This is a genomic window from Methylobacterium sp. PvP105 (assembly GCF_017876975.1).
Taxonomy (GTDB): domain Bacteria; phylum Pseudomonadota; class Alphaproteobacteria; order Rhizobiales; family Beijerinckiaceae; genus Methylobacterium; species Methylobacterium radiotolerans.
Genome location: NZ_JAGIPA010000001.1, coordinates 5,380,639 through 5,406,179, shown reverse-complemented (window position 1 = coordinate 5,406,179; position 25,541 = coordinate 5,380,639). Strand labels below are relative to the sequence as shown.

Sequence of the window (25,541 nt, the reverse complement as noted above, 5' to 3'; positions counted from 1 at the left end):
TCGCTGACCGCCCGCGCCTCAACCGTCCGCGCTCACGCGCGCGATGCGGCTCAATGCTGGAGCGTCGTGGTGAAGGCCCCCCCGCGGATGCGCTCGGGGAAGCCCTCCGCGTAGCGGGCCGTGGCCTCCTCGCCGTACGTCGTCACCAGTTCCTGAAAGGCCGCGAACAGGGCGGCTTGAGCCATGCAGTCACCGTCGAGTCCATCGAGGCAGCCTTCCGCGAACGCTTCCGAGACGTAACTCAGCGCGACGCGTTTCTCCTCGACATCGACCTCGATGGGGGCGGTGTGAGAGCTGTGCTGCATGGCCCGATACTTCCATTGCGCCGGACACGGGGCCCGGCGGACACAATGGATGATAAGCAGGTCCCGGCGGCTCGGCCAGCCGAGAATTTCGGATCGGTTAACACGGACGCTCAAATCCGGTGTTTCGCCGGCATCGGCGCCCCGTGTGTTGCGCCTGCATCACCCCCCGAAACGCCCGGCCAGGGCGTGCGACAGCCGGTCGCCCTCGGCGACGTACCGGGCGGCCGCCTCGTGGGCCGCGGGCGTGCAAACCCGGTAGGTCAGCGCGTAGCCGCGGTAGCCCCGGTTGTAGGCACCGGCCAGCCGGTCGCGGCGGGCCGGGGTCACGCCCTCGGAGTCGATCAGCGCCTTCATGCGGGCCGGCCAGTCGGCCGCGTCCGGGGCCGCGCAGAGGTTCCGCAGGAACGCCAGGGCACCGATGATCTCGGACATGCGCAGCAGGTCGCGGTCGTAGGGCGCCGGCACGTCCGCGGGGGCGGTCGCGTCCTTGGACGCGTCCTTGGGCGCCTCCTTCGCGGCCTCCCTGGCGGGCGCGCCGCTCCGGCCGGAGCGCTGCTGCGCCTGGGCCGGCGCGGCGACCGGACCGGCCAGGAGCGCCAGCAAGTACGGGAGCGCCAGCAGGCACAGGAGGGTCGCGGGGCGCCTCACGCCGTCGCCTCCCCGCCCCGCATCCCCGCGCTCCCGTCTTCGCCCCGGGCCGCCACCCGCGCGAAGGCCTCGCGCAGGGTGTCGGCCAGGCCGGGCGTGGTCGGGAGGGTCGCCACCTCCGCGAGCGTCGCCCACCGGGTGCCCAGGGCCTCGGGCCCGGCCACGGGCTCGCCGCCGCGCCACAGGGCGGCGTGCGGGTGGACGACGTAGTGATGCCGGGCCCGGCCGGCCTCGTCCCGGACGATGATCTCGGTGGGCGAGAGCACGCCGACCACCTCCGCCGGCAGGCCGACCTCCTCGGACAGCTCCCGCAGGGCCGCCTCGGCCAGGGATTCGCCCGCCTCCACGAGGCCGCCCGGCAGGGTCCAGACGCCGCGCATCGGCTCGTTGGCCCGCGCCGCCAGCAGGACCCGGTCGCCGCGGATCACCGCGATCGACGCGCCCACGAAGGGCCGGGCCGGGAACAGGCGGCTGTCGGGATCCGGTGCGCCCGCGGTCACGGCTTGCCCCCGTCGGTTGCCACGACGGCCACCCGGCCGTCGGCGAGGCCGACGAGCAGCCGCGCCGTCGCGCCCGCGCCGAGGACGACGATGCCGGTCTCGGCGGGGGCGGGCAGGGGCACGCGCGCCCGCTCGTGCAGGCCGCCCCTGGCCGCCACGAAGGCGATCTCCGGCCGGCCCGCCACCGGCAGGACGAGCTCGGGGCTGCCGCCGGCCGGATCGGTCACGGCGAGATCCGAATCGCCGTCGCCGGCCGCGTAGCCCGCGGCCTCGCCGGCGGGCTCGATCGCGTCGGGGCGCAGCGTCCAGAGCTGGAGCCTGCCCCTGGCGCTGACCGTCGCGGCCTGGGGGGCGCCGGACCCGGAGAAGTCCGCGATGCCGGCGATCTTCAGCGGCGGTCCCGGCTGGGCGGGCGTGCGGGCAGCGACGGCCCAGGCCGCGCCCGGATCGCCGGCGGGCCGGTCGATCAGCGCGAGGCCGCCGGTATCCGCGCCGGACAGCGTCGCCGCCAGCAGCGCCGGGCGGCCTCCGAGGCGCAGCAGGCGCGGCCGCAGGGGCGCGAACACGGCCTCGCCCCCCGCCGGCACCGTCGCGGTCGCCACGGGAACGGGCTTCGGATCGGTGCTCACCGCCATCGGCTGGCGCTCGCGGATCGTCAGGACCGCGGCGGCCGCGCCGCCGTCGGGGGCGCGGGTGCGCCCGGTGAGGTAGGCGCTCAGGGGGCCCGAGAGGGCGCGGCGCGAGCCCGGCAGGGCCCCGCGCGGCGTCTCGGCGGCGGTCAATCCCTCGACTGCATCCCTGCCGATCGGCCGCACGGTGACGGTGCCCTCCGCCAGGGCGAGCACGGCGCCGCCGTCGTCGCCCCAGACCACGGCGATCGGCGCGCTCTCCTCGTCGCCGGCCTGCTGGGCGCCGGTCTGCGCGCCGGTCTGCGCGCCGGACTTGCCGCCGGTGATCGGCAGCAGCCCGGAGGTCGCGACCGAGACCGCGGCCTCGCTGCGCGAGCCGCGCAGCGCCCGCACCTTGAAGGGCAGGTCGAGGATCCGGATCCCGGGCTCGGCCCGGGCGACCGCGACCGGCGCGACGCACGCGAGCAGGCTGAGGGCGAGCGCGCGCCGCCCGCGGCGCGCCGCCGGGTTCCGGCGCGCGGACGCCGCGCCCGAGGAAGCGTCCGATCTGGTCAAACGTGCTGGCCGCCGTTGATGTGGAGTTCGGCCCCGTTCACGTAGGACGAGGCCTCGGTGCACAGGAAGTAGATCGCCTTGGCGACCTCGTCCGGCGTGCCGAGCCGGCGCTGCGGGATCTGCTCGACGAGCTTCTCGGTGCCGGGCGACAGGATCGACGTGTCGATCTCGCCCGGCGAGATCGCGTTCACCCGCACGCCGAGCGGCCCGAAATCGGCGGCCATCTCGCGGGTCAGGCCCGCCAAAGCCGCCTTGGAGGTGCCGTAGGCTGCCCCCGCGAAGGGGTGGACGCGCGAGCCGGCGATCGACGTCACGTTGACGACCGAGCCCTTCGCCCGGGCCAGTTCCTCGCGCAGGCCCCGGGCCAGCAGGATCGTGGCGAAGAGGTTGACCTGGAACACCCGCTGCCACGTGTCGAACTCGGTGGCCAGCGCGCCGAGGCGCTCGCCCTCCGGCCCCTTCGGCGAGATGCCGGCATTGTTGACCAGCGCGTGCAGCACCCCGCCCTCGGCGGCGAGCCGGCCCCGCACCTCCTCGACGGCGCGGACCGTGTCCTGCGCGTCGGCGAGGTCGACCTGCAGGTGGTCCTCGGGCCCCATCTCCCAGGGGCAGTTCTCCGGGAAGGCGTGGCGCGAGCAGGTGATCACCCGCCAGCCCGCGGCCGAGAAGCGCTTGACGGTGGCGTGGCCGATGCCCCGGCTCGCGCCCGTGAGCAGCATGATGCGCCGGCGTTCGTTGACGGGGAGGGCCAAAGCCGTAAGCCTCGCTGGCGTTCAGGGATCGCGGCCCGGTCGGGCGCGGTGCGTGCCGGTGAGCCCCAATGGTCTAGGCGCACGGAGACCGGAAATCCAGAGCGGGCCGCGCGTCGGTGCCGGAGCACGGAGGGGAAACGCATGACCACCGGTCAGACCAGCGCGGAGCGCATGCCGGAGATCCCGGACGGCAGCCTGTCCCCGGCGCAGGCCGAAGCGGCGGCCGCGTTCCGGGCCGAGCGCGGCGTCCCGGTCTTCGGACCGTTCGTGCCGCTCCTGCGCAGCCCCGAGCTGATGCTCTGCGCGAGCCGGATGGGCCAGTACCTGCGCTACGGCAGCGTCCTGCCGCTGCGCATCAGCGAGTTCGCGATCCTGGTGGTCGCGCGGGAGTGGAGCCAGCCGGTCGAGTGGGCGATCCACCACCCGATCGCCCTGAAGGCCGGGGTCGCCCCCGAGACCGCGCAGGCGCTGGCCGAGGGGCGCCGCCCCGACACGATGAGCGCCGACGAGGCCCTGGCCTACGCGTTCTCGACCGAGCTGACGCGCAACCGCGCGGTGAGCGACGCGACCTACGCGGCCCTGGTCGCGCGCTTCGGCGAGCAGGGGGCGATCGATCTGACCGGCATCAACGGCTACTACGCGCTGCTCGCCATGACGATGAACGTCGCCCGCACGGCCCCGCCGGAGGGCGGCCCCGCGGCCCCGCCGCTGCCGCCACTGGTGGGGTAGGGCGCGCCGCGGCCGTGGTGCGGGGGCCGGGGCCTGGTCCCGCGCCGCTTGTGGCGCCGGCCGCTTCGGTCTAACCGTCCTCCCCCGTGCGGGTGCCCGACGTGCCGCCCGCCCATTCCCGAAAACCCGGCCGGACGAGAGCCATGGTCGCCCATACCCGCGCCGATTCGGCGCCCAAGCCCACCGACCCGGCGCTCGCCGGCGCCCGGATCCTCGTGGTCGAGGCGCGCTACTACGACGCGATCGCCGACGAACTCCTCGCCGGCGCCCTGGCGGCGATCGAGGCCGCCGACGCCCGGGCCACCGTGGTGACCGTGCCGGGAGCCCTGGAGATCCCCGCCGCCGCGGCGATCCTGCTCGACACGGGGGCCTACGACGCCGTGGTGGCGCTGGGCTGCGTCATCCGCGGCGAGACCGGCCACTACGACATCGTCGCCGGCGAGAGCGCCCGGGCGCTCATGGACCTGTCGGTGCAGCGCCGGGTGCCTCTGGGCAACGGCATCCTCACGGTCGAGACCGAGGCGCAGGCCCTCGCCCGCGCCCGGGTCGCCGAGATGAACAAGGGCGGCGGTGCCGCCGAGGCGGCGCTCGGCGTGCTCGCCCTGAAGCGTATGGCCGACGGCGCGCGCCCGCGATGACGGATACACCCATGACCGGGACCCCCGACACCCATCCGGAGACCGGCACCGACACTGCCGGCGCTCCCGCCAAGATCAGCCCGCGCAGCGGCGCGCGCCTCGCCGTCGTGCAGGCGCTCTACGAGATGGACATCTCCGGCAAGGGCGTGCTCGACGCCCTCGCCGAGTTCGAGGCCTTCTGGATCGGCCAGGAGGTCGACGGGATCGCCCATCCCCCGGCCGAGACCGCCTTCTTCCGCGACCTGCTGCGCGGCACGGTCGAGGAGCAGCGCGCCATCGACCCGAAGCTCGACCAGGCCCTCGCCCAGGGCTGGCCGCTGCGGCGCATCGAGATCGTGCTCCGGGCGATCCTGCGGGCGGGCGCCTACGAGCTGATGTTCCGCCGCGACGTGCCGGCGGCCGCGGCGATCTCGGAATACGTCGACGTGGCCCACAGCTTCTACACGGCCGATGAGCCGGGCCTCGTCAACGCCGTCCTCGACCGGGTCGCCCGCGAGGTCCGGCCGGGCGAGGTCGGGGCCCCGAAGGCCTCCGGCAAGCCGGGCTCGTCCAAGCCGCTCCCCGGCAAAGCTGCGGCTGGGAAACCGTCGGCCGGGAAGGCCTGAAGCCTTGGCCGGGCCGGCCCGCGCCTCCGAGGAGGGGCTGATCGCCCGCTACTTCGCCCCGCTCGCCGGGCCGGGCGCCGACGGGCTCCGGGACGACGCCGCCGCGCTGACGCCCGCGCCGGGCCACGACCTCGTCCTCACCGTCGACGCCGTGGTGGCGGGGATCCACTACTTCGCGGAGGATCCGCCGGCCTCGATCGCCCGCAAGGCCCTCGGCGTGAACCTCTCCGACATCGCCGCCAAGGGCGCGGTCCCGCGCGGCTTCCTGCTGACCCTGGCGCTCCCCGACGACTGGACGGAGGCCTGGCTCGACGGCTTCGCGCAGGGGCTCGGCGCGGCGGCCGCGGCGGCCGGCTGCCCGCTGCTGGGCGGCGACACGGTGCGCTCCGGTGGGCCGGCGCTGATCTCGGTGAGCGCGTTCGGCGAGGTGCCGACCGGCACCATCGTGCGGCGCACCACCGCGCGGGCCGGCGACCGGATCTGCGTCACCGGCACGATCGGCGACGCCGCCCTCGGCCTGCGGATGCGCCTGGAGCCCGACGCCCCCTGGGCGTCAGGCCTCGACCCGGCGCAGCGGGCCGAACTCGCCGACCGCTACCTGCACCCGCGCCCGCGGCTCGCCGCCGCGCCGGCGGTCCGCCGCCACGCCACCGCCGCCATGGACGTCTCCGACGGCCTCGCGGGGGATCTCGCCAAGATGCTGGGGGCGGGCCGCACCGCCCGGGTGGCGGTGGCCGACGTGCCGCTCTCGGGGGCCGCCCAGAGCGCCTGCGCGGCGGAGCCCGCCCTGATCGAGGCGGTCCTGACCGGCGGCGACGATTACGAGATCCTCTGCACCGTCGCGCCGGAGCGCCTGGAGGATCTCCGGGCCGAGGCCGCGGCCGCCGGGATCGCCGTCGCCGCCATCGGCACCGTCACCTCAGGCGACGGCCCGCCGCGCTTCGAAATGCGCGATGGCGCCGAGCGCGTGTTCGCGGCCGGGGCCTTCAGCCACTTCTGACGCCCGGATCGCGTCCGGTCGGGCGGTCATCGGGCCGGCGGCGGCCCCGGCCGGGTGGCCGATCTGGCCCCGGACCTCCCCGATCATCTCGGCGGCGACCACCGGGATCCAGCGGCCGACCGGGTCCTCGCCCGCGCCGGGCGCCCGGGACAGGGCGCGCTGCAGCACGGACAGCAGGTCGTCCTGGATCGCGAGCGGCTGCGCCGCGACCCGTTCGGCGATCAGGAACCCGACCGCGCCGCTCAACACCTCGATCGTCGCCGCCAGCTTGGCGGCCTGGTCGCTGCTCATGGCGAACCCCCGTCAGAATACAACCAAAAATAGAATATCGGTTGGTTAAGGCAGGGTTAACGGCCGCGGGGACCGTTCCCGATCCTGCTGCAACGGCCGGAAAGGACAGCGAACCCGGTCCCGGCACCCGCGCCTCGTTCGGCACGGGCCCGGGCATCGCCGCCGTCCCGGATCGATCGGGAACGGCTCTGACCCGTCGCGCGGTGCCCGCGAGAGCGGGCCGGCGGCGGCCGGCCGGGAACGGCATTTGCATCATAATGCAGTTTTTCGAGTCCGGGACGCGTCGGCGCGCCGCGCCACGGGACTCGATCCCGGCGCCGTCCGCCCACGCGGCGTTTGCGCTCACCGGCGAAGTTTGGCAATCAAGGCATTGTTCTGGGAAGGAAAGCCCCGGATCCGAGCACCGCGTCCCATGGCCGTCGTCCGGCGGCCAAGCTCGACAATCACAAGCCCACGCCAGGCACGATAATAACAAGGACGGTCGAATGATTCCCTTGGTCCTGATCATCGCGGGCGGGCTCTGCGCCGTCGCCTACGGCATCGTCACGATCCTCGACGTGATGCGGCGCGACGCCGGCACGCAGCGCATGCAGGAGATCGCCGCCGCCATCGCCGAGGGCGCGCAGGCCTATCTCCGCCGGCAGTACACGACGATCGGCCTCGTCGGCGTCGTCCTGTTCGTCCTCCTCGCCGTCTTCCTCGGGATCAAGGTCGCGGTCGGCTTCCTGATCGGCGCCGTGCTGTCGGGCGCGGCCGGCTTCATCGGCATGAACGTCTCGGTGCGGGCCAATGTCCGCACCGCCCAGGCCGCCTCGACCTCGCTGGGCGGCGGCCTCGACGTCGCCTTCAAGTCGGGGGCGGTGACCGGCATGCTGGTCGCGGGCCTCGCGCTCCTCGGCGTCGCCCTCTACTACCTGTTCCTCACCCGCGCGGCCCATCTCGAGCCGTCGAGCCGCGAGGTGATCGACGCCCTCGTGGCGCTGGGCTTCGGCGCCTCGCTGATCTCGATCTTCGCCCGCCTCGGCGGCGGCATCTTCACCAAGGGGGCCGATGTCGGCGGCGACCTCGTCGGCAAGGTCGAGGCCGGCATCCCGGAGGACGATCCGCGCAACCCCGCCACCATCGCCGACAACGTCGGTGACAATGTCGGCGACTGCGCCGGCATGGCGGCCGACCTGTTCGAGACCTACGCGGTGACGGTCGTCGCCACGATGGTGCTGGCCGCGATCTTCTTCTCGGGCGCGGGCGGCAGTGACCGAAACGTCCTCGAGCCGATGATGCTGTACCCGCTCGCCATCGGCTCGGCCTGCATCCTCACCTCCATCGCCGGCACCTACGCGGTGCGACTCGGCGCCAACCAGTCGATCATGGGCGCCCTCTACAAGGGGCTGATCGCCGCCGGCGTGCTCTCCATCGCGGCGATCGCGGCGGTCAACATGACCCTGTTCGGCGGCTTCTCGACGAGCTTCACCACCTCCACCGGCCTGACCTTCACGTCGGGCGCCCTGTTCGGCTGCGCGGTGATCGGGCTCGCCATCACGGCGCTGATCGTGGTGATCACCGAGTACTACACGGGCACCAACTTCCGCCCGGTGAAGTCGATCGCCGACGCCTCGGTGACCGGGCACGGCACCAACGTGATCCAGGGGCTGGCGATCTCGCTCGAATCGACCGCGCTCCCGGCCATCGTGATCGTGGCCGGCATCATCAGCACCTACGCGCTCGCCGGCCTGTTCGGCATCGCCATCGCGGTCACCGCCATGCTGGCGCTGGCCGGCTTCATCGTCGCCCTCGACGCGTTCGGACCCGTCACCGACAATGCCGGCGGCATCGCCGAGATGGCGGGCCTGCCCGCCGAGGTGCGCAAGTCGACTGACGCCCTCGACGCGGTCGGCAACACCACCAAGGCGGTGACCAAGGGCTACGCGATCGGCTCGGCGGGCCTCGGCGCGCTGGTGCTGTTCGCCGCCTACACGTCGGACCTGAACTACTTCATCGCCCATGCGAGCCCGACGCAGTACCGCTTCTTCCAGGGGGTCAGCGTCGATTTCTCGCTCTCCAACCCGTACGTGGTGGTCGGGCTGCTGCTCGGCGGCCTGATCCCGTTCCTGTTCGCCGGCATCGCCATGACGGCGGTCGGGCGCGCGGCGGGCGCGGTGGTCGAGGAGGTCCGGCGCCAGTTCCGGGCCAAGCCCGGGATCATGCAGGGGACCGACCGGCCGGATTACGGGCGGGCAGTGGACATGCTGACCCGCGCGGCGATCAAGGAGATGATCGTCCCCTCGCTGCTGCCGGTCCTGTCGCCGGTGGTGCTGTTCTTCGTGATCCAGTTCATCGCCGGGAAGAGCCAGGCCTTCGCGACCGTGGGCGCGAGCCTGCTCGGCGTGATCCTCACCGGGCTCTACGTGGCGATCTCGATGACCTCGGGCGGCGGCGCCTGGGACAACGCCAAGAAGTACATCGAGGACGGCCACCACGGCGGCAAGGGGTCCGAGGCCCACAAGGCGGCGGTGACCGGCGACACGGTCGGCGACCCCTACAAGGACACCGCCGGTCCGGCGGTGAACCCGGCGATCAAGATCACCAACATCATCGCCCTCCTGCTGCTCGCCGTGCTGGCGCATAGCTGAGTTCCGCGGGGCTGGGGCGCGTCGACGGGGCCGGGCTCTTCGCAGAGCCCGGCCCTTCCCGTCTCGCCGTGTGCGTACCCGCACGCGACGGTCAGTCCTGCGGCGCAACACCTTGGCATCGCGGCGCCGCAGCGCCACCTCGGCGCCGGATTAAACCCGGACGCGGCCCCCGCCGCGCCAGCACGAGGTAACCCATGCCGTCCCTGCTCGACCCGATCCGCATCGGCGCCATCGAGGCGAAGAACCGGATCTTCATGGCTCCGCTGACCCGCGGCCGCGGCACCCGCGAGCACGTTCCGACCCCGATCATGGCCGAGTACTACGCGCAGCGCGCCGGTGCCGGCCTGATCCTCACCGAGGCCACCGGCATCAGCCAGGAGGGCCTCGGCTGGCCCTACGCGCCGGGCATCTGGTCCGACGCCCAGGTCGACGCGTGGCGGCCGATCGTGAAGGCCGTTCACGACCGGGGCGGCAAGATCGTCTGCCAGATCTGGCACATGGGGCGGATGGTCCATTCGGACTTCCTCGGCGGCGCCAAGCCGGTCTCGTCCTCGCCCACGACGGCCCCCGACCAGGCCCACACCTATTCCGGCAAGAAGCCCTACAGCGAGGCCCGCGCCTTGGAGGTGTCCGAGATCCCGCGCCTGCTCGCCGATTACGAGCGGGCCACCGCCAACGCCCTGGCGGCCGGGTTCGACGGGGTGCAGATCCACGCCGCGAACGGCTACCTGATCGACGAGTTCCTCCGCGACGGCACCAACCACCGCACCGACCAGTACGGCGGCTCCATCGAGAACCGCGTGCGACTCCTGCGCGAGGTCACCGAGGCGGTGGCGAAGGTCGCCGGGCCGGAGCGCACGGGCGTGCGCCTCTCGCCGAACGGCGCGATCCAGGGCTGCAACGACTCGAACCCGGAGCCGCTGTTCGTCGCCGCCGCCCAGGCGCTCGCCGATGCCGGGATCGCCTTCCTGGAGATGCGCGAGCCGGGACCGAACGGCACCTTCGGCAAGGCCGACCACCCGCCGATCGCCCCGGCGATGCGGCGCGTGTTCCGCAACCCGATGATCCTGAACGCCGACTATGACGGGATCAGCGGCCAGAAGGCCCTGGATGCCGGCGAGGCCGACGCCATCGCGTTCGGCCGGACCTTCATCGCCAATCCGGACCTCGTCGAGCGCATCGCCAAGGGCGCGCCGCTCAACAAGGACGACGCCGCGACGTGGTACAGCCAGGGGCCCGAGGGCTACGTCGACTATCCGACGCTGACCGAGTCACGCGCCGCCTGACGCGCCGTCTTCGGGACCCCTGCCGCATCCGCGCGGGTGCGGCAGGGGTGCGGCAGGAAAGCGCGGCGGTTCCTTGGCAGCGGACCGTCGCGCACCTATGTGATGGCAGGACCATGGATGTGCCTGCACCTCACGCGCTCGCGGAAGCCGGACCGACCGACGGGCGCTGGAGCGCCGCGGCCCGGATCGCGGAGTTGCGCGACCTCGCGATCCTCGATTCCGAGCCGGAGCCGCTCTACGACGATCTCGTGCGGGTCGCCGCCTATGTCTGCCGGGCCCCGGTCGCGCTCGTCAGCCTCGTCGACGCCGAGCGCCAATGGTTCAAGTCGGAGTTTGGCCTCGGCAAGCGCGAGCTGCCGATCAACTGCTCGGTCTGCGCCCACACGATCGAGGCCGGTGACCTTCTCATCATCCCGGACCTGACCGCCGACCCGCGGACCACCGAGAACCCCCTCGTCACCGGGGCGCCGGCCTACCGCTTCTACGCGGGCGCGGTGATCCGCGGCGGCCACGGCATCCCCCTCGGCGCGCTGTGCGTGCTGGACCGGGCCCCGCGGCCGGGCGGCCTCGATTCGGAGCAGACCGCGACCCTGCTGGCACTGGCGCGCCAGATCTCCAGCCTGCTGGAGCACCGCCGGACGCTGGCGCAGGTCGCCGCCCGCGAGGCGGAGATCGCCGCCAGCGAGCGCCGCTTCCGCGTGATGACCTCGGCGATGCCCCAGATGGTCTGGACCACGCGGCCGGACGGGTTCCACGACTACTACAACGACCGCTGGTACGAGTTCACCGGCGTCCCCCACGGCTCCACCGACGGCGAGGCCTGGAACGGGATGTTCCATCCCGAGGACCAGGACCGGGCCTGGGCGCGCTGGCGCCACTCGCTGGCCACTGGCGAGCCCTACGAGATCGAGTACCGCCTGCGCCACAACAGCGGCGACTACCGCTGGACCCTGGGGCGCGCCATGCCGATCCGGGACGCCGAGGGGCGGATCGAGCGCTGGTTCGGGACCTGCACCGACATCGACGACCTGAAGCGCGCCGAGGCCGAGGCCCGCAAGCTCGCGGCGATCGTCGAGACCTCCAAGGACTTCATCGGGCTCTGCACCCTCGAGGGCGCGATCACCCACCTCAACGAGGCGGCCCTGGCCCTGGTCGGTCTGCCCGACCTCGCGGCCGCCCGCGCCAAGACGGTGCCCGACTTCTTCACCGACGACAGCCGCCGGATCCTGGCCGAGACCGTCATGCCGGCGGTGCGCCGGGACGGGTTCTGGGAGGGCGAGCTCGCCTTCCGGCACTTCGTCACCGGCGAGCCGCTGGCGGTGCTCTACAACATCTTCCCGGTGCGCGACCCGACCGGGGCGGAGATCGGCTACGCCACCGTCACCCGCGACCTGCGCGAGGCCAAGCGCGCCGAGGAGGCCCGCGACCTGCTGATCCGCGAGCTGTCGCACCGGATCAAGAACATCTTCGCGGTGGTCGGCGGCCTCGCCGCCCTGACCGCTCGGACCGACCCCGCGGCCAAGCCGTTCGTGGCCGCGTTCCGCGAGCGGCTCGGCGCCCTGGCCCGGGCCCACGAGTACGTGCGCCCGCATTCCCCCGACAGCGCCCCGCCGGTCGCCGGCCAGACGGTGCTCGGGCTGATGCGCCTGATCATGGCCGCCTACGAGGAGAGCGGGCGGGCGCGCGTGGTGATCTCCGGGGACGATGCCGAGATCGGCGAGCGCACCGCCACGGCCCTCGCGCTGATCATGCACGAGCAGGCCACCAACGCGGTCAAGTACGGCGGTCTCTCGACCCGGGAGGGCGCCGTCTCGCTCAGCGGGATCCGTGAGGCGGGCCGCTACACGCTGACCTGGCGCGAGGAGGGCGGCCCGCAGGTCGCCGGCGCGCCGTCCCGGAAGGGGTTCGGCACGGTGCTGGCGGAGCGCAGCGTCGCCGGCCAGCTCGACGGGGTGCTGGAGCACGATTGGGCGCCGGGCGGTCTCCTGATGCGGCTCAGCGTCCCGCTCGAGAACCTGCGGACCTGACATGACCCGGATGCCGGCCCGGAGGCCGGCCGCGCCCGGGCCGGGTCTCATCGTCCTCGACTTCGACGGCACGCTGGCCGACAGCTTCGCGTGGTTCTGCTCGGTGCTGAACGGCGTCGCCGACCGCTACCGGTTCCGGCGGGTCGAGGCCCACGAGGTGGAGGAGCTCCGGCTCCAGGGCGCCCGGGCGATCGTCGCCCATCTCGGCATCCCGCGCTGGAAGCTGCCGCTCATCGCCCGCCACATGCACGCGCTGGCCGCGCGCGACGCCGGGCAGATCGCCCTGTTTCCCGGCGTCCCGGCGATGCTGGACGCGGTCGCGGAGGCGGGCGTGCCGCTGGCGATCCTGTCGTCGAATCGCGCCGACACGGTGCGGCGGGTGCTCGGGCCGGACAGTGCCGCCCGCATCGGCACCTACGCCTGCGGGGCGTCGATCTTCGGGAAGGCGCGCCGGCTGTGGGCGCTGCTCGCGCGGACCGGCGTGCCGCCGCACCGGGCCCTCTGCATCGGCGACGAGATCCGCGACCTCGAGGCGGCGCGCGCTCTCGGCTGCCCGTTCGGGGCCGTGGCCTGGGGCTACACCGACCCGCGGGCCCTCGCGTCCCTCGGCCCCGAGCACCTGTTCTCGGAGCCGGGAGAGATCGCCCGCCTCGCGGCGGGCGGGGCCGGTCACATGCCGCGATTGGCGCCCGGCACGATGCTGGTGCCGCTGCCGCTGCCGAACGGCTCGTAGCGGGTCAGGCCGCGGAACAGCTGGCTGAGGAAGGCGCGGTCGGCGCCGCTCGTCGGCGTCGTGCGCTCGATGAAGTCGAAGATCCGGCCGTCCTGCAGGCCGTAGAGCGCCACGCGCTCGACCTTGAAGGCGGGGGTGAAGTACACGGCCGTGACCTTCTGGTCCTCGACCTGCTCGCCCAGGAACATGATCGTTCGGCGGGTGTTCTGCGAGATGTAGTACCAGGACTTGTTGCCGACCGTCGACACGGTCGAGGGCGTGCCGAGGATCTGCAGCACCTGCTCCGGGCCCATGCCGGGCTTGATCGTGGCGAGCGCCGCCTGATCGACCTGGTAGCCGTGGCGCAGCTCCTCGCCGATGCAGCCGGACAGGCCGCCTGCCGCGAGGCCGAGCAGGGCGAGGCGCGCGAAGGACTGGACGAAACGGCGCCGCATCGGGCCCCCAGAGAGCGTGTTGACGGACGGGGCGCGACCGTCGCCGCCGGCACGGGGCTCCGACGGCGCTTGCGCCCTGGGCGTGGGTTGCCGTACCGCGGGGTTATGGCTTTGACAAGGCAAGCTTGGCCACAGAGGGCCGGGGTTCCGCACCGATGATCGCCGGGTTGTTCCGCCGCGCGGGCGCGCGCCGCCGCGCCGTCGAGGGGCTGCACGTCGCCCTGAGCCAGGCCGCGCGCCGGCCGGGCCTCTACACGGATCTCGGCGTGCCCGACACCGTGGAGGGCCGGTTCGAGTCCCTGTGCCTGCACGCCATCCTGGTCCTGCGCCGGCTGAACCGGCTGCCGCCCCCGGCCGCCGAGGTGGCGCAGGATCTGGTGAACTCCGTCTTCACCCAGCTCGACGCCTCGCTGCGCGAGCTGGGCGTCGGCGACATGGGCGTGTCCAAGCGGATGAAGAAGCTCGGCGCCGCCTTCTACGGCCGGGCCGAGGGCTACGACGCCGCCCTGGAGGCCGGCGACGCCGCGGCCCTGGAGGCGGCCCTCGTCCGCAACGTGCTCGGCGGCGAGGGTGACGGGCGCGGCCTCACCGCCTACGTGCGGGCGGCCGACGCGGCGCTGGCCGGGGCCGATCTCGACGGCCTCCTCGGGGCCGGGCCGCCCTTCCCGGAGCCCGCGGGCTTCGCGCCGGCACCGGCCGGCCCTGATCACGGAGGACGCGCATGAGCCGCGATGCCAGCAGCCGCGATGCCAGACAGGACGCTTTCCCGCTCGCGCGCTGGGTCAATGTCGAGCGCCTGCCCCAGGGACGCGGCGCCGTCACCGTGGAGGCGACCCCGGCCGAGTGCGCGGCGCTCGCCGCCGATTTCGGGATCCCCGGGATCCGCGACCTCGTCGGGCGCTTCGCCATCGAGGGGGCGACCAGCCGCCTCACCGTGACCGGAGCCGTGGAGGCCCTGGTGACCCAGGTCTGCACCGTCAGCCTCGAACCCTTCGAGGCGCCGGTCCGGGAACCCGTCGAGGTGGTGTTCACCGACACGGACCGGCTCGCCGGCACCGACGCCGAGGACGCCGACATCCCCGACCCCCTGGTGGGCGGCCGCATCGATTTCGGCGCGCTCACCGCCGAGTTCCTGGCGCTGGGCCTCGACCCGTACCCGCGCAAGCCCGGCATCGCCTTCGAGCCGGTCGTGGCGGGCGACGAGGCGGGGCCCCTGGACGGCCTGCGCAAGCTCCGCGACCGCGACGGCTGAGGCCGTCGCGTCCGGCCGGAACCGCCCGCCGGCCGATTTCATTTGCCCGCCGGGCCGGTATCGCTATGGTCCGCCGCGCCCGGCGGGCCCCGTCCCGCCGCCGTCCGAACCCCTTTCCCGCCGAGACCCGCGACCCGCTACCGACATGTCCCAACGCGTGTGCATCTCGCTCGACGCCATGGGTGGCGACCACGGGCCCACCACGGTCGTGCCCGGCGCGGCGCTGGCCCGGGAGCGCCATCCCGGCACCACCTTCCTGATGTTCGGCGACGAGGCGGTGATCGCGCCCCTGGTCGCCAAGGAGGCCCGGCTCAAGGACTGCGTCGAGATCCGCCACACCAGCGTGGCCGTGGCCATGGACGACAAGCCGAGCCAGGCGGTGCGCCAGGGCCGGGGCAAGTCGTCCATGTGGCAGGCGATCCAGGCGGTCCGCGACGGACAGGCCGACGCCTGCGTGTCGGCCGGCAACACCGGCGCGCTGATGGCGATGTCGAAGATCTGCCTGAAGACCATGTCGGGCATCGAGCGGCCCGCCATCGCCTGCCTGTGGCCGACCGTGCGCGGCGAGAGCGTCGTGCTCGACGTCGGCGCCACCATCGGCACGGATGCCGAGCACCTCGTCGAGATGGCCGTGATGGGCTCGGCCATGGCGCGCATCGTGTTCGACCTCGACCGCCCCACCGTCGGCCTGCTCAACGTCGGCACCGAGGAGATGAAGGGCAACGAGGCGGTCAAGGAGGCCGCCCGGATCCTGCGCGAGATGGAGAGCCCCGGCCTCACCTATCACGGCTTCGTCGAGGGCACCGACCTCGGCCGCGGCACGGTCGACGTGGTGGTGACCGAGGGATTCACCGGCAACATCGCCCTCAAGACCGCCGAGGGCACCGCCAAGCAGATCGGCACGTATCTCCGCGCCGCCATGACCCGGACGCTGTCGGCCAAGATCGGGGCGCTGTTCGCCCGGCAGGCCTTCAAGGCCCTCAAGGACAAGATGAACCCGAGCCGGGCCAATGGCGGGGTGTTCCTCGGCCTCGAGGGCATCGTGATCAAGAGCCACGGCTCGGAGAACGCGCAGGGCTTCGCCGCGGCGATCGATCTGGCGCACGACATGGCGCGGCACGACATGATCCGCACGATCCGCGAGATGCTCGACCAGACGGCGGCGCTGGCGCCGGCCTGACGCCGGCCCGGGCCTCCGTCGACGGACGGGATGGAAAACGGACGACACCAGCTTCACAACCGAAGATTGTGAAGCTGGTGTCGTCCGGGAAGGACAATGATGGCAACCCTCCGCACTGACCCCGGGCAGCACCGGCGCGTCCCCCCTCTGCGCTCGGTGGTGGTCGGGACCGGATCGAGCCTGCCCGCGCGGGTGGTGACGAACGCCGACCTGGCCGAGCGGGTGGACACCTCCGACGAGTGGATCGTCCAGCGCACCGGCATCCGCCAGCGCCACCTCGCGGGTCCCGACGAGACCACCTCGGTCCTCGGCACGCGCGCGGCCAGGGCCGCCCTGGACGATGCCGGGCTGACCGCGGACGACATCGACCTCGTGATCTGCGCCACCTCGACGCCGGATCACACCTTCCCGGCGACCGCGACCCAGATCCAGGCGGCGCTGGGCATCCATCAGGGCGCGGCCTTCGACCTGCAGGCGGTCTGCGCCGGCTTCGTCTTCGCGGTCTCGACCGCCGACAAGTTCCTGACCACGGGGGCCGCCCGGCGGGCCCTCGTGATCGGCGCCGAGACCTTCTCGCGGATCGTCGACTGGGAGGACCGCACGACCTGCGTGCTGTTCGGCGACGGCGCCGGCGCCGTCGTGCTGGAGGCGCAGGAGGGGGCCGGGGACCGCGGCGTCCTCAGCGCGAGCCTGCGGTCGGACGGCCGCCACCGGGAGAAGCTCTACGTCGACGGCGGCCCGGGCTCCACCGGCACCACCGGCCACCTGCGCATGGAGGGCCGCGACGTGTTCCGCTTCGCCGTCGGGCAGGTCACCGACGTGATCGTCGAGGCCTTCGCGCAGGCGGGCATCACCGCGGAGGAACTCGATTGGTTCGTGCCGCATCAGGCCAATCGCCGGATCATCGAGGCCTCGGCCGACAAGCTCGGGGTCGCCCGGGACAAGATCGTCCTGACGGTGGATCGCCACGGCAACACCTCGGCGGCCTCGATCCCCCTGGCCCTCGACGTGGCGCGGCGGGACGGCCGCATCCGGGCGGGCGACCTCGTGATGATCGAGGCGATCGGCGGCGGGTTCAGCTGGGGCGCGGCGCTGATCCGCTGGTGAGGCCTCCGGCGGCGCGCGCGAAACGATTCGCTGCCACGGCGCGGTTGACCGGGGGCGGAGCGCCGATTAGCGTGCCGGATCATAGGGATACGCCTTCAGCGTTCGGCGCGGCCAAGGGTGCCGCGTCGTGCGTCATGGGGCGAGGGATGCGGGCGAGGGGGCACGGCATGGCAGGCAAGACGGTGACGCGCGCCGACTTGAGCGAGGCCGTCTACCATCAGGTGGGCCTGTCGCGGACCGAGTCGGCCGCCCTCGTCGAGACCGTGCTGTCCGAGATCTGCAGCTGCCTCGCGAGCGGCGAGACGGTGAAGCTGTCCTCGTTCGGCTCCTTCGTGGTGCGCAGCAAGGGCAAGCGCGTCGGTCGGAATCCCAAGACCGGGGTCGAGGTCGCGATCGAGCCGCGGCAGGTGATGGTGTTCAAGCCCTCCAACGTGCTCAAGGCCAAGATCAACGGCCTGAACGGCGCGGGTGAGCACGACGACGATTGACCGCGCGGGCGTCACCGTCCGGGAGCGCGGCCGGATCGGCCGGACTCCAGGCTTGAGTGCGGCCCTGCGAGCCGGCAAGATCGCGCTGCTTCGCCCCGCTCCGTAAGTTGCCCATGCCGCCAGCCCTCGCCGCCGCATCCACCGACGACCCGCCGACCGGGAGCGGCGAGAAGAGCGCCCACGCGTTCCGGACGATCAGCGAGGTGGCCGAGGAACTCGACGTGCCCCAGCACGTGCTGCGGTTCTGGGAGACCCGCTTCGGCCAGATCCGACCCGTGAAGCGGGCGGGCGGGCGGCGCTATTACCGGCCCCAGGACATCGAGCTCGTCGCCGGCATCCGCCACCTCCTGCACGTGCAGCGCTACACCATCGCGGGGGCGCAGCGGGTCCTCAAGGAGAACGGCGTCCGCTTCGTGCAGGCCGTCGGTCGCGGCGAGGCCGTGGCGGCCGAGCCCCTGCTTCAGGAGGTCGAGGCCGAGGCCGCGAGCCGGGCCGGAACGCGGGCCGGGACGCTCGAGGCCTCGGACCGGGCGGCCCTGGCCGAGGCCCTGGACGAGCTGCGGGCCTGCCGCGCCCTGCTCGACGAGCTGCGCGAGCTGCCCGACGCGGAGGCCTGAGGGCCCCGCCGGACTCGACGGGCCCGGGCCCCACACGCGGCAGGCGAACTTTCCGGCAACAACTCGCGTTGTCGCCCGCATGGCCGCGCCCAAATCCAAGCTGACGCCCAGCCAGGAGCTGATGGCCCGCATCATGCGGATCGTCCGCACCTGCCCGGAGGCGGCGTCCGAAGTCCTGGAGTTGATGTTCCTGGTCAGCCAGATCGAGGCGGCCACCGGCGTCGACCGGGAGTACCGCGACGCCAAGCGGGTGATCAGCCGCCTGCGCAATCCGCTCTGGGAGATGGGTCCCACCGACCGGGAGAAACTCCTGGCGGCGGCCGAGACGATCCGCCGGGTCTGCCGCCTGGCCGAGGACGAGATTCCCCCCGTCCCGGTGGCCGATGCCGGGGAGCGGGCGCGGGTCGAGGGGCGGCTCGCCGCCGCGCTGGCCGGCGAGTTCGACGCCGCGCAGATCGCCCGCATCACCGGGATCGTCGCGGCGGCCCTCCAGAATTAAGCCGCCGCCCGGGCCCTCGACGCCCGTGCGGGGCGTCCCCACATGGTCTGGACCGATGAACGGGGCATCCGGACACGTGTCCGGGGAGAGGCCCCGGGTCGGCTTTGGAGAGACGCTGCCATGATCGCCCTACGTCCGCTCGCCGCGCTGCTCGCAGGGAGCATGGCACTGGCCGGGCCCGCCCTGGCCCAGGCGCCGACCAGCCGAACCAAGACGGTGGCGCCCGGCAAGACGGTCCGCATCGAGATCGCGCCGAACCTCAAGAAGGATTGTTCTCCTGGGCCGATGCCCGAGTTCAAGGTCTCGGGACCGCCCAAGAACGGGTCGGTGATCACCAAGGTCGGCAAGCTGAAGACGCCGGCGAGCTACCGCTGTCCCAACAAGGAGGCGGCCGTCCAGGCGCTGTTCTACCAGCCCAACAACGGCTTCACCGGCACCGACGAGGTGACGTTCGAGGTCAAGAGTTCCGACGGGCAAGTCCAGACGCAGACCGTCAAGATCACGGTCGGGGGCGCGGGTACCAAATCGGGAGACGACGGCAAGAAAGAGGGCACGGATTTGTGAGCAGGCTCCGGCCGCCCCGGTCTCTGAGCAGTTCTGCCGCCCCGGCAGCCGTCCGGGGGCGGCACGGAGTCTCGTCCGTGCCGCCTTCAGCGCTGCGGAGTGTTGCATGCAATCGACATGCCGGGCGCCACGCTCGCCGCACTGCGACAAAAGCGGGCCTGTCGGTTGCATCCGAGCCGAGACAGGATGAAGCTGTCACGGTCTGAGAGGGTTATCGAATGCCGATGCATGCGACGAACGACCTTTTCCAGAGCTTCGCCCGAGGGTACGAGGCCCGCCGCGACACGGAGATGACGCTCTCCGAGTATCTCGAGGCCTGTCGCGACGAGCCCCTGATGTACGCCTCGGCCGCCGAGCGCATCCTCGCGGCGATCGGCGAACCGGAATTCGTGGACACCGCCAAGGATTCGCGCCTCGGCCGGATCTTCATGAACCGGACGATCCGGACCTACCCGGCCTTCCGCGAATTCTACGGCATGGAGGAGACGATCGAGCGGATCGTCTCGTTCTTCCGCCACGCCGCGCAGGGGCTGGAGGAGCGCAAGCAGATCCTCTACCTGCTCGGTCCGGTGGGCGGCGGTAAGTCGTCGCTGGCCGAGCGGCTGAAGCTCTTGATGGAGGTTCACCCCGTCTACGTACTCAAAGCCGGGGACGAGGTCTCGCCGGTCTTCGAGAGCCCGCTGGGCCTGTTCGACCCCGAGACGATGGGCGAGGAGATCCAGCGCCGCTACGGCATCCCGCGCCGGCGGCTGACCGGCCTGATGAGTCCCTGGGCACTGAAGCGCCTCGACGAGTTCAACGGCGACATCTCGCGCTTCAAGGTGATCAAGGTCCGGCCCTCGCGCCTGCGCCAGATCGCCATCGCCAAGACCGAGCCGGGCGACGAGAACAACCAGGACATCTCGTCGCTCGTCGGCAAGGTCGACATCCGGCGGCTCGAGACCCTGTCGCAGGCCGATCCCGACGCCTACTCGTACTCGGGCGGCCTGAACCGGGCGAACCAGGGCATCCTCGAGTTCGTCGAGATGTTCAAGGCGCCGATCAAGATGCTGCACCCGCTGCTCACGGCGACGCAGGAGGGCAACTACGTCGGCACCGAGAATATCGGCGCGATCCCCTTCACCGGCGTGATCCTGGCGCACTCGAACGAGGCCGAGTGGCAGACCTTCAAGACCAACAAGAACAACGAGGCCTTCATCGACCGGATCTACGTGATCAAGGTCCCGTACTGCCTGCGCGTCACCGAGGAGCAGCGGATCTACGAGAAGCTGATCTCCGGCTCGGAGCTGTCGGACGCGGCCTGCGCGCCCGGCACGCTGGAGATGCTGGCGCGGTTCTCGGTGCTGTCGCGGCTGCGCGAGCACGCCAATTCCAACGTCTTCTCGAAGATGCGGGTCTATGACGGCGAGTCGCTCCGCGAGGTCGACCCGCGCGCCCGCTCGATGCAGGAGTACAAGGACACGGCCGGCGTCGACGAGGGCATGGACGGGATCTCGACCCGCTTCGCCTTCAAGGTGCTGGCCGCGACCTTCAACCACGACACCACCGAGGTCTCGGCCGACCCGGTGCACCTGATGTACGTGCTGGAGCAGTCGCTGCGCCGCGAGCAGCTCCCGCCCGAGACCGAGAAGAAGTACCTGGAATTCATCAAGACCGAGCTGGCCCCGCGCTACGCGGAGTTCATCGGCCACGAGATCCAGAAGGCCTACCTCGAATCGTACCACGATTACGGGCAGAACCTGTTCGACCGGTACATCGACTACGCCGATGCCTGGATCGAGGACCAGGACTTCAAGGACGCCGAGACCGGCCAGCTGATGAACCGCGAGCTCCTGAACCAGGAGCTGACCAAGATCGAGAAGCCCGCCGGGATCGCCAACCCGAAGGACTTCCGCAACGAGGTCGTGAAGTTCGCCCTGCGCTCCCGGGCGCAGCACGGCGGCCGCAACCCGAGCTGGACCTCCTACGAGAAGCTGCGCGAGGTGATCGAGCGGCGGATGTTCTCCCAGGTGGAGGAGCTGCTGCCGGTGATCTCCTTCGGCTCGAAGAAGGACGGCGAGACCGAGAAGAAGCACGGTGAGTTCGTCGAGCGCATGGTCGCGCGCGGCTACACCGAGCGGCAGGTCCGCCGCTTGGTGGAGTGGTACATGCGGGTGAAGCAGGCCGGCTGAGGGGCGACGGGGCTCGACCGGTCCGCCGGGTCGGCCGGGCCCCGTTCCGACCCTCCGCCGCCACAGTTTCGGACGACCGGCCGGCGAAGATCTCGGCCCTGCTGCGAAAGAGGGATCCATTCCTCCGGTGGCAGCATGGTACGACAAGGGTCCGGACCCGGCCGGAGCACGCGGACGAGGGTTTTCGCAGCGGATGCACATCGTCGACCGACGTTTGAACCCGGGCGGCAAGAGCCTCCCGAACCGCCAGCGCTTCCTGCGGCGCGTGAAGGACGTGGCCCAGCGCGCGGTGCGGGAATCCGCCCGCGAGAAGGACATCAAGGATCTCGGCAAGGACGGCCGCGTCACCGTTCCGGCGGACGGCGTCCGCGAGCCCCGGTTCTCGCGCCAGCCCGGCACGGGCCTGCAGGACCACATCCTGCCCGGCAACAAGACCTACGTGGAGGGCGACACGATCGAGCGCCCCCCGGGCAGCGGCGGCGGTCGCGGTGCCGGCGAGGGCGGGGAGGGCGGCGAGAACAGCGAGGACGCGTTCCGCTTCGTGCTCACCCGCGAGGAGTTCCTGGAGCTGTTCCTCGAGGATCTGGAACTGCCGGACCTCGCCAAGCGGCGGCTGGCCGTGGTCGAGACGGAAGGCTTGCGTCGGGCGGGCTACACGGTGACCGGCTCGCCCGCCAACCTCGCGCTCACCCGCACCCTGCGGAACTCGATGTCGCGGCGGATCGCCCTCAAGCGCCCGAAGCCCGACGAGGTCGCGGCCCTGGAAGCCCGGCTCGACGCCCTTCCCGAGGGGCACCCCGAGCGGGCCGACCTGGAGCAGGCGCTGTTCCGGCTGCGCGAGCGCGCGAAGCGCATCCCCTACGTCGATCCGATCGACCTGCGCTTCCGCCGGTTCGAGCCCTATCCGCGGCCGATCGCGCAGGCGGTGATGTTCTGCCTCATGGACGTGTCCGGCTCGATGACCGAGCACATGAAGGACCTCGCCAAACGGTTCTACATCCTGCTGCACATCTTCCTGACGCGGCGCTACCGGCACGTCGAGATCGTGTTCATCCGCCACACCGACCGGGCGACCGAGGTGGACGAGGAGACCTTCTTCGGCTCGCGCGAGACGGGCGGCACCCTGGTCTCCTCCGCGCTGGTGGAGATGAAGCGCGTCATCGCCGAGCGCTACGACCCGAACGACTGGAACATCTACGCCGCCCAGGCATCGGACGGCGACAACGTCTCCTCCGACGGGCCGACCTCCACGGAGCTGCTGCGGTCGCACATCCTGCCGGCCTGCCAGCACTTCGCCTATCTGGAGGTCGGCGACGAGAACGGCCCGCGCGCCGGCTTCGTCGAGCACCGCACCACCCTGTGGCGGACCTACGAGGCGATCGCCAAGGCCGGCGGGCCGATCGCCATGCGCAAGGTCAACCACCGCCGGGAGATCTACCCGGTCTTCCGCGAGCTGTTCGGCCGCAAGGAAGGCCGCGCCGAGGCGGAGGCGTGATGGCGGCGCGCGCATCAACCGATCGGGAGGCCGCATGACGCTCGTCAAGGCACGCACGCCCCAGATAATCGCGGGCAACCAGAAACCCCTGTTCACCGGCAACGACTGGGATTTCGACACGATCCGGCGGATCCACGACGCCTGCGAGGCGGTGGCCGGGCCGCAGCTCGGCCTGTCCTGGTACCCGAACCAGATCGAGATCATCACGGCCGAGCAGATGCTCGACGCCTACGCGTCGATCGGCATGCCGCTGTTCTACAAGCACTGGTCCTTCGGCAAGCACTTCGCCCAGCACGAGTCGGGGTATCGCCGCGGCCTGATGGGGCTCGCCTACGAGATCGTCATCAACTCGGACCCCTGCATCTCCTACGTCATGGAGGAGAACACGGCGACGATGCAGACGCTCGTCATCGCGCACGCCGCCTTCGGCCACAACCACTTCTTCAAGAACAATTATCTGTTCCGGCAATGGACCGACGCTGAAGGTATTCTGGACTACCTGGATTTCGCGAAAGGCTTCATCGCCCGCTGCGAGGAGCGCTACGGCCACCAGGCGGTGGAGCAGGTGCTCGACGCCGCCCACGCGCTGATGAGCCAGGGCGTCCACCGCTACCCGCGCAAGAAGCGGCCGGACCTCGCCTCCGAGCAGCGGCGGGAGCGCGAGCGGATCGAGCACGGCGAGCAGATCTACAACGACCTCTGGCGGACCCTGCCGCAGAAGACGGGCGCCGTCCGCTCCGACCTGGCGGCGGAGCGGCGCAAGGCGCTGCTGGAGCTGCCGCAGGAGAACATCCTCTACTTCCTGGAGAAGGTCGCCCCGCGCCTGCGGCCGTGGCAGCGCGAGATCCTGCGCATCGTGCGCTTGGTCGCCCAGTACTTCTACCCGCAGCGCCAGACCAAGGTGATGAACGAGGGCTGCGCCACCTACTGCCACTACCGGATCATGAACGCCCTGTCGGAATCCGGGCAGATCACCGAGGCGGCCTATCTCGAGTTCCTGCAGTCGCACACCAACGTCATCCGGCAGCCGACCTACGACGATCGTTCCTACGGCGGCCACAACCCCTACGCGATCGGCTTCGCGATGATGCAGGACATCGCCCGCATTGCCGAGCAGCCGACCGAGGAGGACCGGGCGTGGTTCCCCGACATCGCCGGGGCCGGCGACGCCATGGCGGTCCTGCGCGATTGCTGGGAGAATTACCGGGACGAGAGCTTCATCCAGCAGTTCCTGTCGCCGAAGCTGATGCGCGACCTGCGCCTGTTCCACGTGGTCGACGATCCGGAGGAGCCGGAGCTGCGGGTGGAGGCGATCCACGACGAGCGCGGCTACCGCAAGCTGCGCCGGGCCTTCGCGCGCCAGTACGACGTGGCGTGGCTCGACCCCGACATCGAGGTGGTGGACGTGGACCTGGAGGGCGACCGGCGCCTGATCCTGCACCACAAGGCGATCAACAAGATCACCCTGCAGAAGGACGACGCCAAGCGCGTGCTGCAGCACCTCGCCGACCTCTGGGGCTACGACGTGGTGCTGAAGGAGGTCGAGCCGGCCACCGGCGCCGTGCTAAGCGAGATCACCGCCAGCGCGCGGCCGATCTTCTTCTGATCGGGGCGGCGGGACGGTTCTCCCGCCCGCGTCCCCATCCTGATGTGGCGTCCGGCCGAAGCCCTCGATGGAGGCAGCCCTCCGTCATCCCGCGCGCAGCGAAGTGACCCAGGGTGGCGCGACATCCGTGAATGGAGCGCCGACTGGGTCGCTTCGCTGCGCTCGCGAAGACGACACCGCGGATCGACCGGGCTCTTCCGATGAGGAAGGCCGCTCCAGAGGCCTGGTGATTGCCCTGGCGGTACCGCCGTGCTGCAAGGGCCCATGACCGCCACGATCCTCACCCTCGCCGAGACGCAGGACTTCCTCGACCGCGAGTTCCCGCAGATGCAGGCGGGCGGCCGGGCCTACCATCTCGAGGCGGTGGGACCCCTCGCGGCGCGGATGCGGCTGGAGGCCCACGAGCGCTTCCTCCGGCCCGGCGCGACCGTCTCCGGGCCGGCCATGATGGCGCTCGCCGACTACGCCCTCTACGCGGCGATCCTCGCCAATATCGGTCCCGTTGCGCTCGCGGTGACGACCAGTCTGAACTTCAACTTCCTGCGCAAACCCGCCACGGGGGATCTCGTGGCCGAGTGCCGGCTGCTCAAGCTCGGCCGGCGCCTCGCCGTCGGCGAGGTGTCGATCACCGCCGTCGGCAGCCCGGAGCTCGTCTGCCACGCCACCGGCACCTACTCGATCCCGCCGCGCTGAGGGGCCCAGGCCGTCGTTGCGGGCGGAGCGAAGCAACTCAGGGCCGCGCGACGCCCGGCGATGTGGCGCTGTGGGTCTGCTTCGCTCCGCTGGCGAAGACGCGTACC

Annotated in this window: 27 protein-coding genes; 20 read left to right on the top strand and 7 right to left on the bottom strand. The window is 72.0% G+C overall.

The genetic code is table 11. From position 1 onward, the window contains the following. Positions 1 to 50 precede the first annotated feature (50 nt). The 5 genes from J3A75_RS26335 to J3A75_RS26315 all read right to left on the bottom strand — a co-directional run bounded on the left by J3A75_RS26335 (position 51) and on the right by J3A75_RS26315 (position 3,356). Positions 51 to 305 (bottom strand): hypothetical protein, encoded by a 255-nt coding sequence (locus tag J3A75_RS26335; protein ID WP_012320917.1) that lies wholly within the window; start codon positions 303 to 305, stop codon positions 51 to 53. A 159-nt stretch (positions 306 to 464) separates the two neighbouring features. Continuing rightward, positions 465 to 953, bottom strand: coding sequence for a TIGR02301 family protein (locus tag J3A75_RS26330; protein ID WP_012320916.1), 489 nt, complete (start codon positions 951 to 953; stop codon positions 465 to 467). Then, on the bottom strand, positions 950 to 1,453 hold the full coding sequence (locus J3A75_RS26325; RefSeq protein WP_012320915.1) for an NUDIX hydrolase: 504 nt from the start codon (positions 1,451 to 1,453) through the stop codon (positions 950 to 952). The genes J3A75_RS26330 and J3A75_RS26325 overlap by 4 nt, the downstream gene beginning before the upstream one ends. Next, complete coding sequence (locus J3A75_RS26320; RefSeq protein ID WP_083374390.1) at positions 1,450 to 2,637, bottom strand: hypothetical protein; 1,188 nt, start codon at positions 2,635 to 2,637, stop codon at positions 1,450 to 1,452. The genes J3A75_RS26325 and J3A75_RS26320 overlap by 4 nt, the downstream gene beginning before the upstream one ends. Next, positions 2,634 to 3,356 (bottom strand): SDR family NAD(P)-dependent oxidoreductase, encoded by a 723-nt coding sequence (locus J3A75_RS26315; protein ID WP_041372745.1) that lies wholly within the window; start codon positions 3,354 to 3,356, stop codon positions 2,634 to 2,636. The genes J3A75_RS26320 and J3A75_RS26315 overlap by 4 nt, the downstream gene beginning before the upstream one ends. A gap of 174 nt (positions 3,357 to 3,530) precedes the next feature. Between J3A75_RS26315 and J3A75_RS37105 the strand changes: the two genes are divergently transcribed. The 4 genes from J3A75_RS37105 to thiL all read left to right on the top strand — a co-directional run bounded on the left by J3A75_RS37105 (position 3,531) and on the right by thiL (position 6,361). Continuing rightward, the gene (locus J3A75_RS37105; RefSeq protein WP_012320912.1) at positions 3,531 to 4,118 is read left to right on the top strand and encodes a carboxymuconolactone decarboxylase family protein; all 588 of its coding nucleotides are present in this window, start codon (positions 3,531 to 3,533) and stop codon (positions 4,116 to 4,118) included. Positions 4,119 to 4,261: 143 nt separating this feature from the next. After that, on the top strand, positions 4,262 to 4,756 hold the full coding sequence (gene ribH / locus J3A75_RS26305; RefSeq protein ID WP_012320911.1) for a 6,7-dimethyl-8-ribityllumazine synthase: 495 nt from the start codon (positions 4,262 to 4,264) through the stop codon (positions 4,754 to 4,756). An 11-nt stretch (positions 4,757 to 4,767) separates the two neighbouring features. Continuing rightward, positions 4,768 to 5,361: a transcription antitermination factor NusB gene (gene nusB / locus J3A75_RS26300; protein WP_024829033.1), complete on the top strand. Its 594-nt coding sequence runs from the start codon at positions 4,768 to 4,770 to the stop codon at positions 5,359 to 5,361. Between the two features lie 4 nt (positions 5,362 to 5,365). Beyond that, positions 5,366 to 6,361, top strand: coding sequence for a thiamine-phosphate kinase (gene thiL, locus J3A75_RS26295; RefSeq protein WP_063111085.1), 996 nt, complete (start codon positions 5,366 to 5,368; stop codon positions 6,359 to 6,361). On the opposite strand, the gene J3A75_RS26290 is transcribed toward thiL, so the two are convergent. Next, entirely contained in the window at positions 6,281 to 6,652 is a 372-nt protein-coding gene (locus tag J3A75_RS26290; protein ID WP_071000053.1) for a hypothetical protein, read from the bottom strand. The two genes, thiL and J3A75_RS26290, sit on opposite strands and share 81 nt — an antisense overlap. Positions 6,653 to 7,137: 485 nt before the next feature. Between J3A75_RS26290 and J3A75_RS26285 the strand changes: the two genes are divergently transcribed. The 4 genes from J3A75_RS26285 (at position 7,138) to J3A75_RS26270 (ending at position 13,328) form a co-directional block, all read left to right on the top strand. After that, a complete protein-coding gene (locus tag J3A75_RS26285; RefSeq protein WP_012320907.1) occupies positions 7,138 to 9,282 on the top strand; it encodes a sodium-translocating pyrophosphatase in 2,145 nt (714 codons plus the stop codon). A gap of 194 nt (positions 9,283 to 9,476) precedes the next feature. Next, positions 9,477 to 10,568 (top strand): alkene reductase, encoded by a 1,092-nt coding sequence (locus J3A75_RS26280; RefSeq protein ID WP_063111086.1) that lies wholly within the window; start codon positions 9,477 to 9,479, stop codon positions 10,566 to 10,568. 113 nt (positions 10,569 to 10,681) lie between these two features. Continuing rightward, complete coding sequence (locus J3A75_RS26275) at positions 10,682 to 12,595, top strand: PAS domain S-box protein (protein WP_071000052.1); 1,914 nt, start codon at positions 10,682 to 10,684, stop codon at positions 12,593 to 12,595. Position 12,596: 1 nt separating this feature from the next. After that, a complete protein-coding gene (locus J3A75_RS26270; RefSeq protein WP_071000051.1) occupies positions 12,597 to 13,328 on the top strand; it encodes an HAD hydrolase-like protein in 732 nt (243 codons plus the stop codon). Here J3A75_RS26270 and J3A75_RS26265 read toward each other — a convergent pair. Continuing rightward, positions 13,265 to 13,762 (bottom strand): outer membrane protein assembly factor BamE, encoded by a 498-nt coding sequence (locus J3A75_RS26265; protein ID WP_012320903.1) that lies wholly within the window; start codon positions 13,760 to 13,762, stop codon positions 13,265 to 13,267. The genes J3A75_RS26270 and J3A75_RS26265 overlap by 64 nt on opposite strands. 155 nt (positions 13,763 to 13,917) lie before the next feature. Between J3A75_RS26265 and J3A75_RS26260 the strand changes: the two genes are divergently transcribed. The 12 genes from J3A75_RS26260 to J3A75_RS26205 all read left to right on the top strand — a co-directional run bounded on the left by J3A75_RS26260 (position 13,918) and on the right by J3A75_RS26205 (position 25,434). Beyond that, entirely contained in the window at positions 13,918 to 14,487 is a 570-nt protein-coding gene (locus J3A75_RS26260; protein ID WP_012320902.1) for a ubiquinol-cytochrome C chaperone family protein, read from the top strand. After that, positions 14,484 to 15,014, top strand: coding sequence for a YceD family protein (locus J3A75_RS26255; RefSeq protein WP_029359110.1), 531 nt, complete (start codon positions 14,484 to 14,486; stop codon positions 15,012 to 15,014). Before J3A75_RS26260 ends, J3A75_RS26255 begins: the two co-directional genes overlap by 4 nt. A gap of 145 nt (positions 15,015 to 15,159) precedes the next feature. Then, positions 15,160 to 16,194: a phosphate acyltransferase PlsX gene (gene plsX / locus J3A75_RS26250; protein ID WP_029359109.1), complete on the top strand. Its 1,035-nt coding sequence runs from the start codon at positions 15,160 to 15,162 to the stop codon at positions 16,192 to 16,194. A gap of 99 nt (positions 16,195 to 16,293) precedes the next feature. Continuing rightward, positions 16,294 to 17,301 (top strand): beta-ketoacyl-ACP synthase III, encoded by a 1,008-nt coding sequence (locus J3A75_RS26245; RefSeq protein WP_012320899.1) that lies wholly within the window; start codon positions 16,294 to 16,296, stop codon positions 17,299 to 17,301. Positions 17,302 to 17,468: 167 nt separating this feature from the next. Then, the gene (locus J3A75_RS26240) at positions 17,469 to 17,789 is read left to right on the top strand and encodes an integration host factor subunit alpha (protein ID WP_012320898.1); all 321 of its coding nucleotides are present in this window, start codon (positions 17,469 to 17,471) and stop codon (positions 17,787 to 17,789) included. A gap of 113 nt (positions 17,790 to 17,902) precedes the next feature. After that, positions 17,903 to 18,406: a MerR family transcriptional regulator gene (locus J3A75_RS26235; RefSeq protein ID WP_071000050.1), complete on the top strand. Its 504-nt coding sequence runs from the start codon at positions 17,903 to 17,905 to the stop codon at positions 18,404 to 18,406. 79 nt (positions 18,407 to 18,485) lie between these two features. Next, entirely contained in the window at positions 18,486 to 18,905 is a 420-nt protein-coding gene (locus tag J3A75_RS26230; protein WP_012320896.1) for a hypothetical protein, read from the top strand. Between the two features lie 120 nt (positions 18,906 to 19,025). Further along, positions 19,026 to 19,469: an Ig-like domain-containing protein gene (locus tag J3A75_RS26225; protein WP_012320895.1), complete on the top strand. Its 444-nt coding sequence runs from the start codon at positions 19,026 to 19,028 to the stop codon at positions 19,467 to 19,469. Positions 19,470 to 19,687: 218 nt separating this feature from the next. After that, positions 19,688 to 21,640 (top strand): PrkA family serine protein kinase, encoded by a 1,953-nt coding sequence (locus J3A75_RS26220; protein ID WP_012320894.1) that lies wholly within the window; start codon positions 19,688 to 19,690, stop codon positions 21,638 to 21,640. A 193-nt stretch (positions 21,641 to 21,833) separates the two neighbouring features. Continuing rightward, the gene (locus J3A75_RS26215) at positions 21,834 to 23,135 is read left to right on the top strand and encodes a YeaH/YhbH family protein (protein WP_012320893.1); all 1,302 of its coding nucleotides are present in this window, start codon (positions 21,834 to 21,836) and stop codon (positions 23,133 to 23,135) included. A gap of 34 nt (positions 23,136 to 23,169) precedes the next feature. Further along, positions 23,170 to 24,741 (top strand): SpoVR family protein, encoded by a 1,572-nt coding sequence (locus J3A75_RS26210; RefSeq protein ID WP_071000049.1) that lies wholly within the window; start codon positions 23,170 to 23,172, stop codon positions 24,739 to 24,741. 264 nt (positions 24,742 to 25,005) lie between these two features. Then, positions 25,006 to 25,434 (top strand): PaaI family thioesterase, encoded by a 429-nt coding sequence (locus J3A75_RS26205; RefSeq protein ID WP_012320891.1) that lies wholly within the window; start codon positions 25,006 to 25,008, stop codon positions 25,432 to 25,434. Positions 25,435 to 25,541 lie beyond the last annotated feature (107 nt).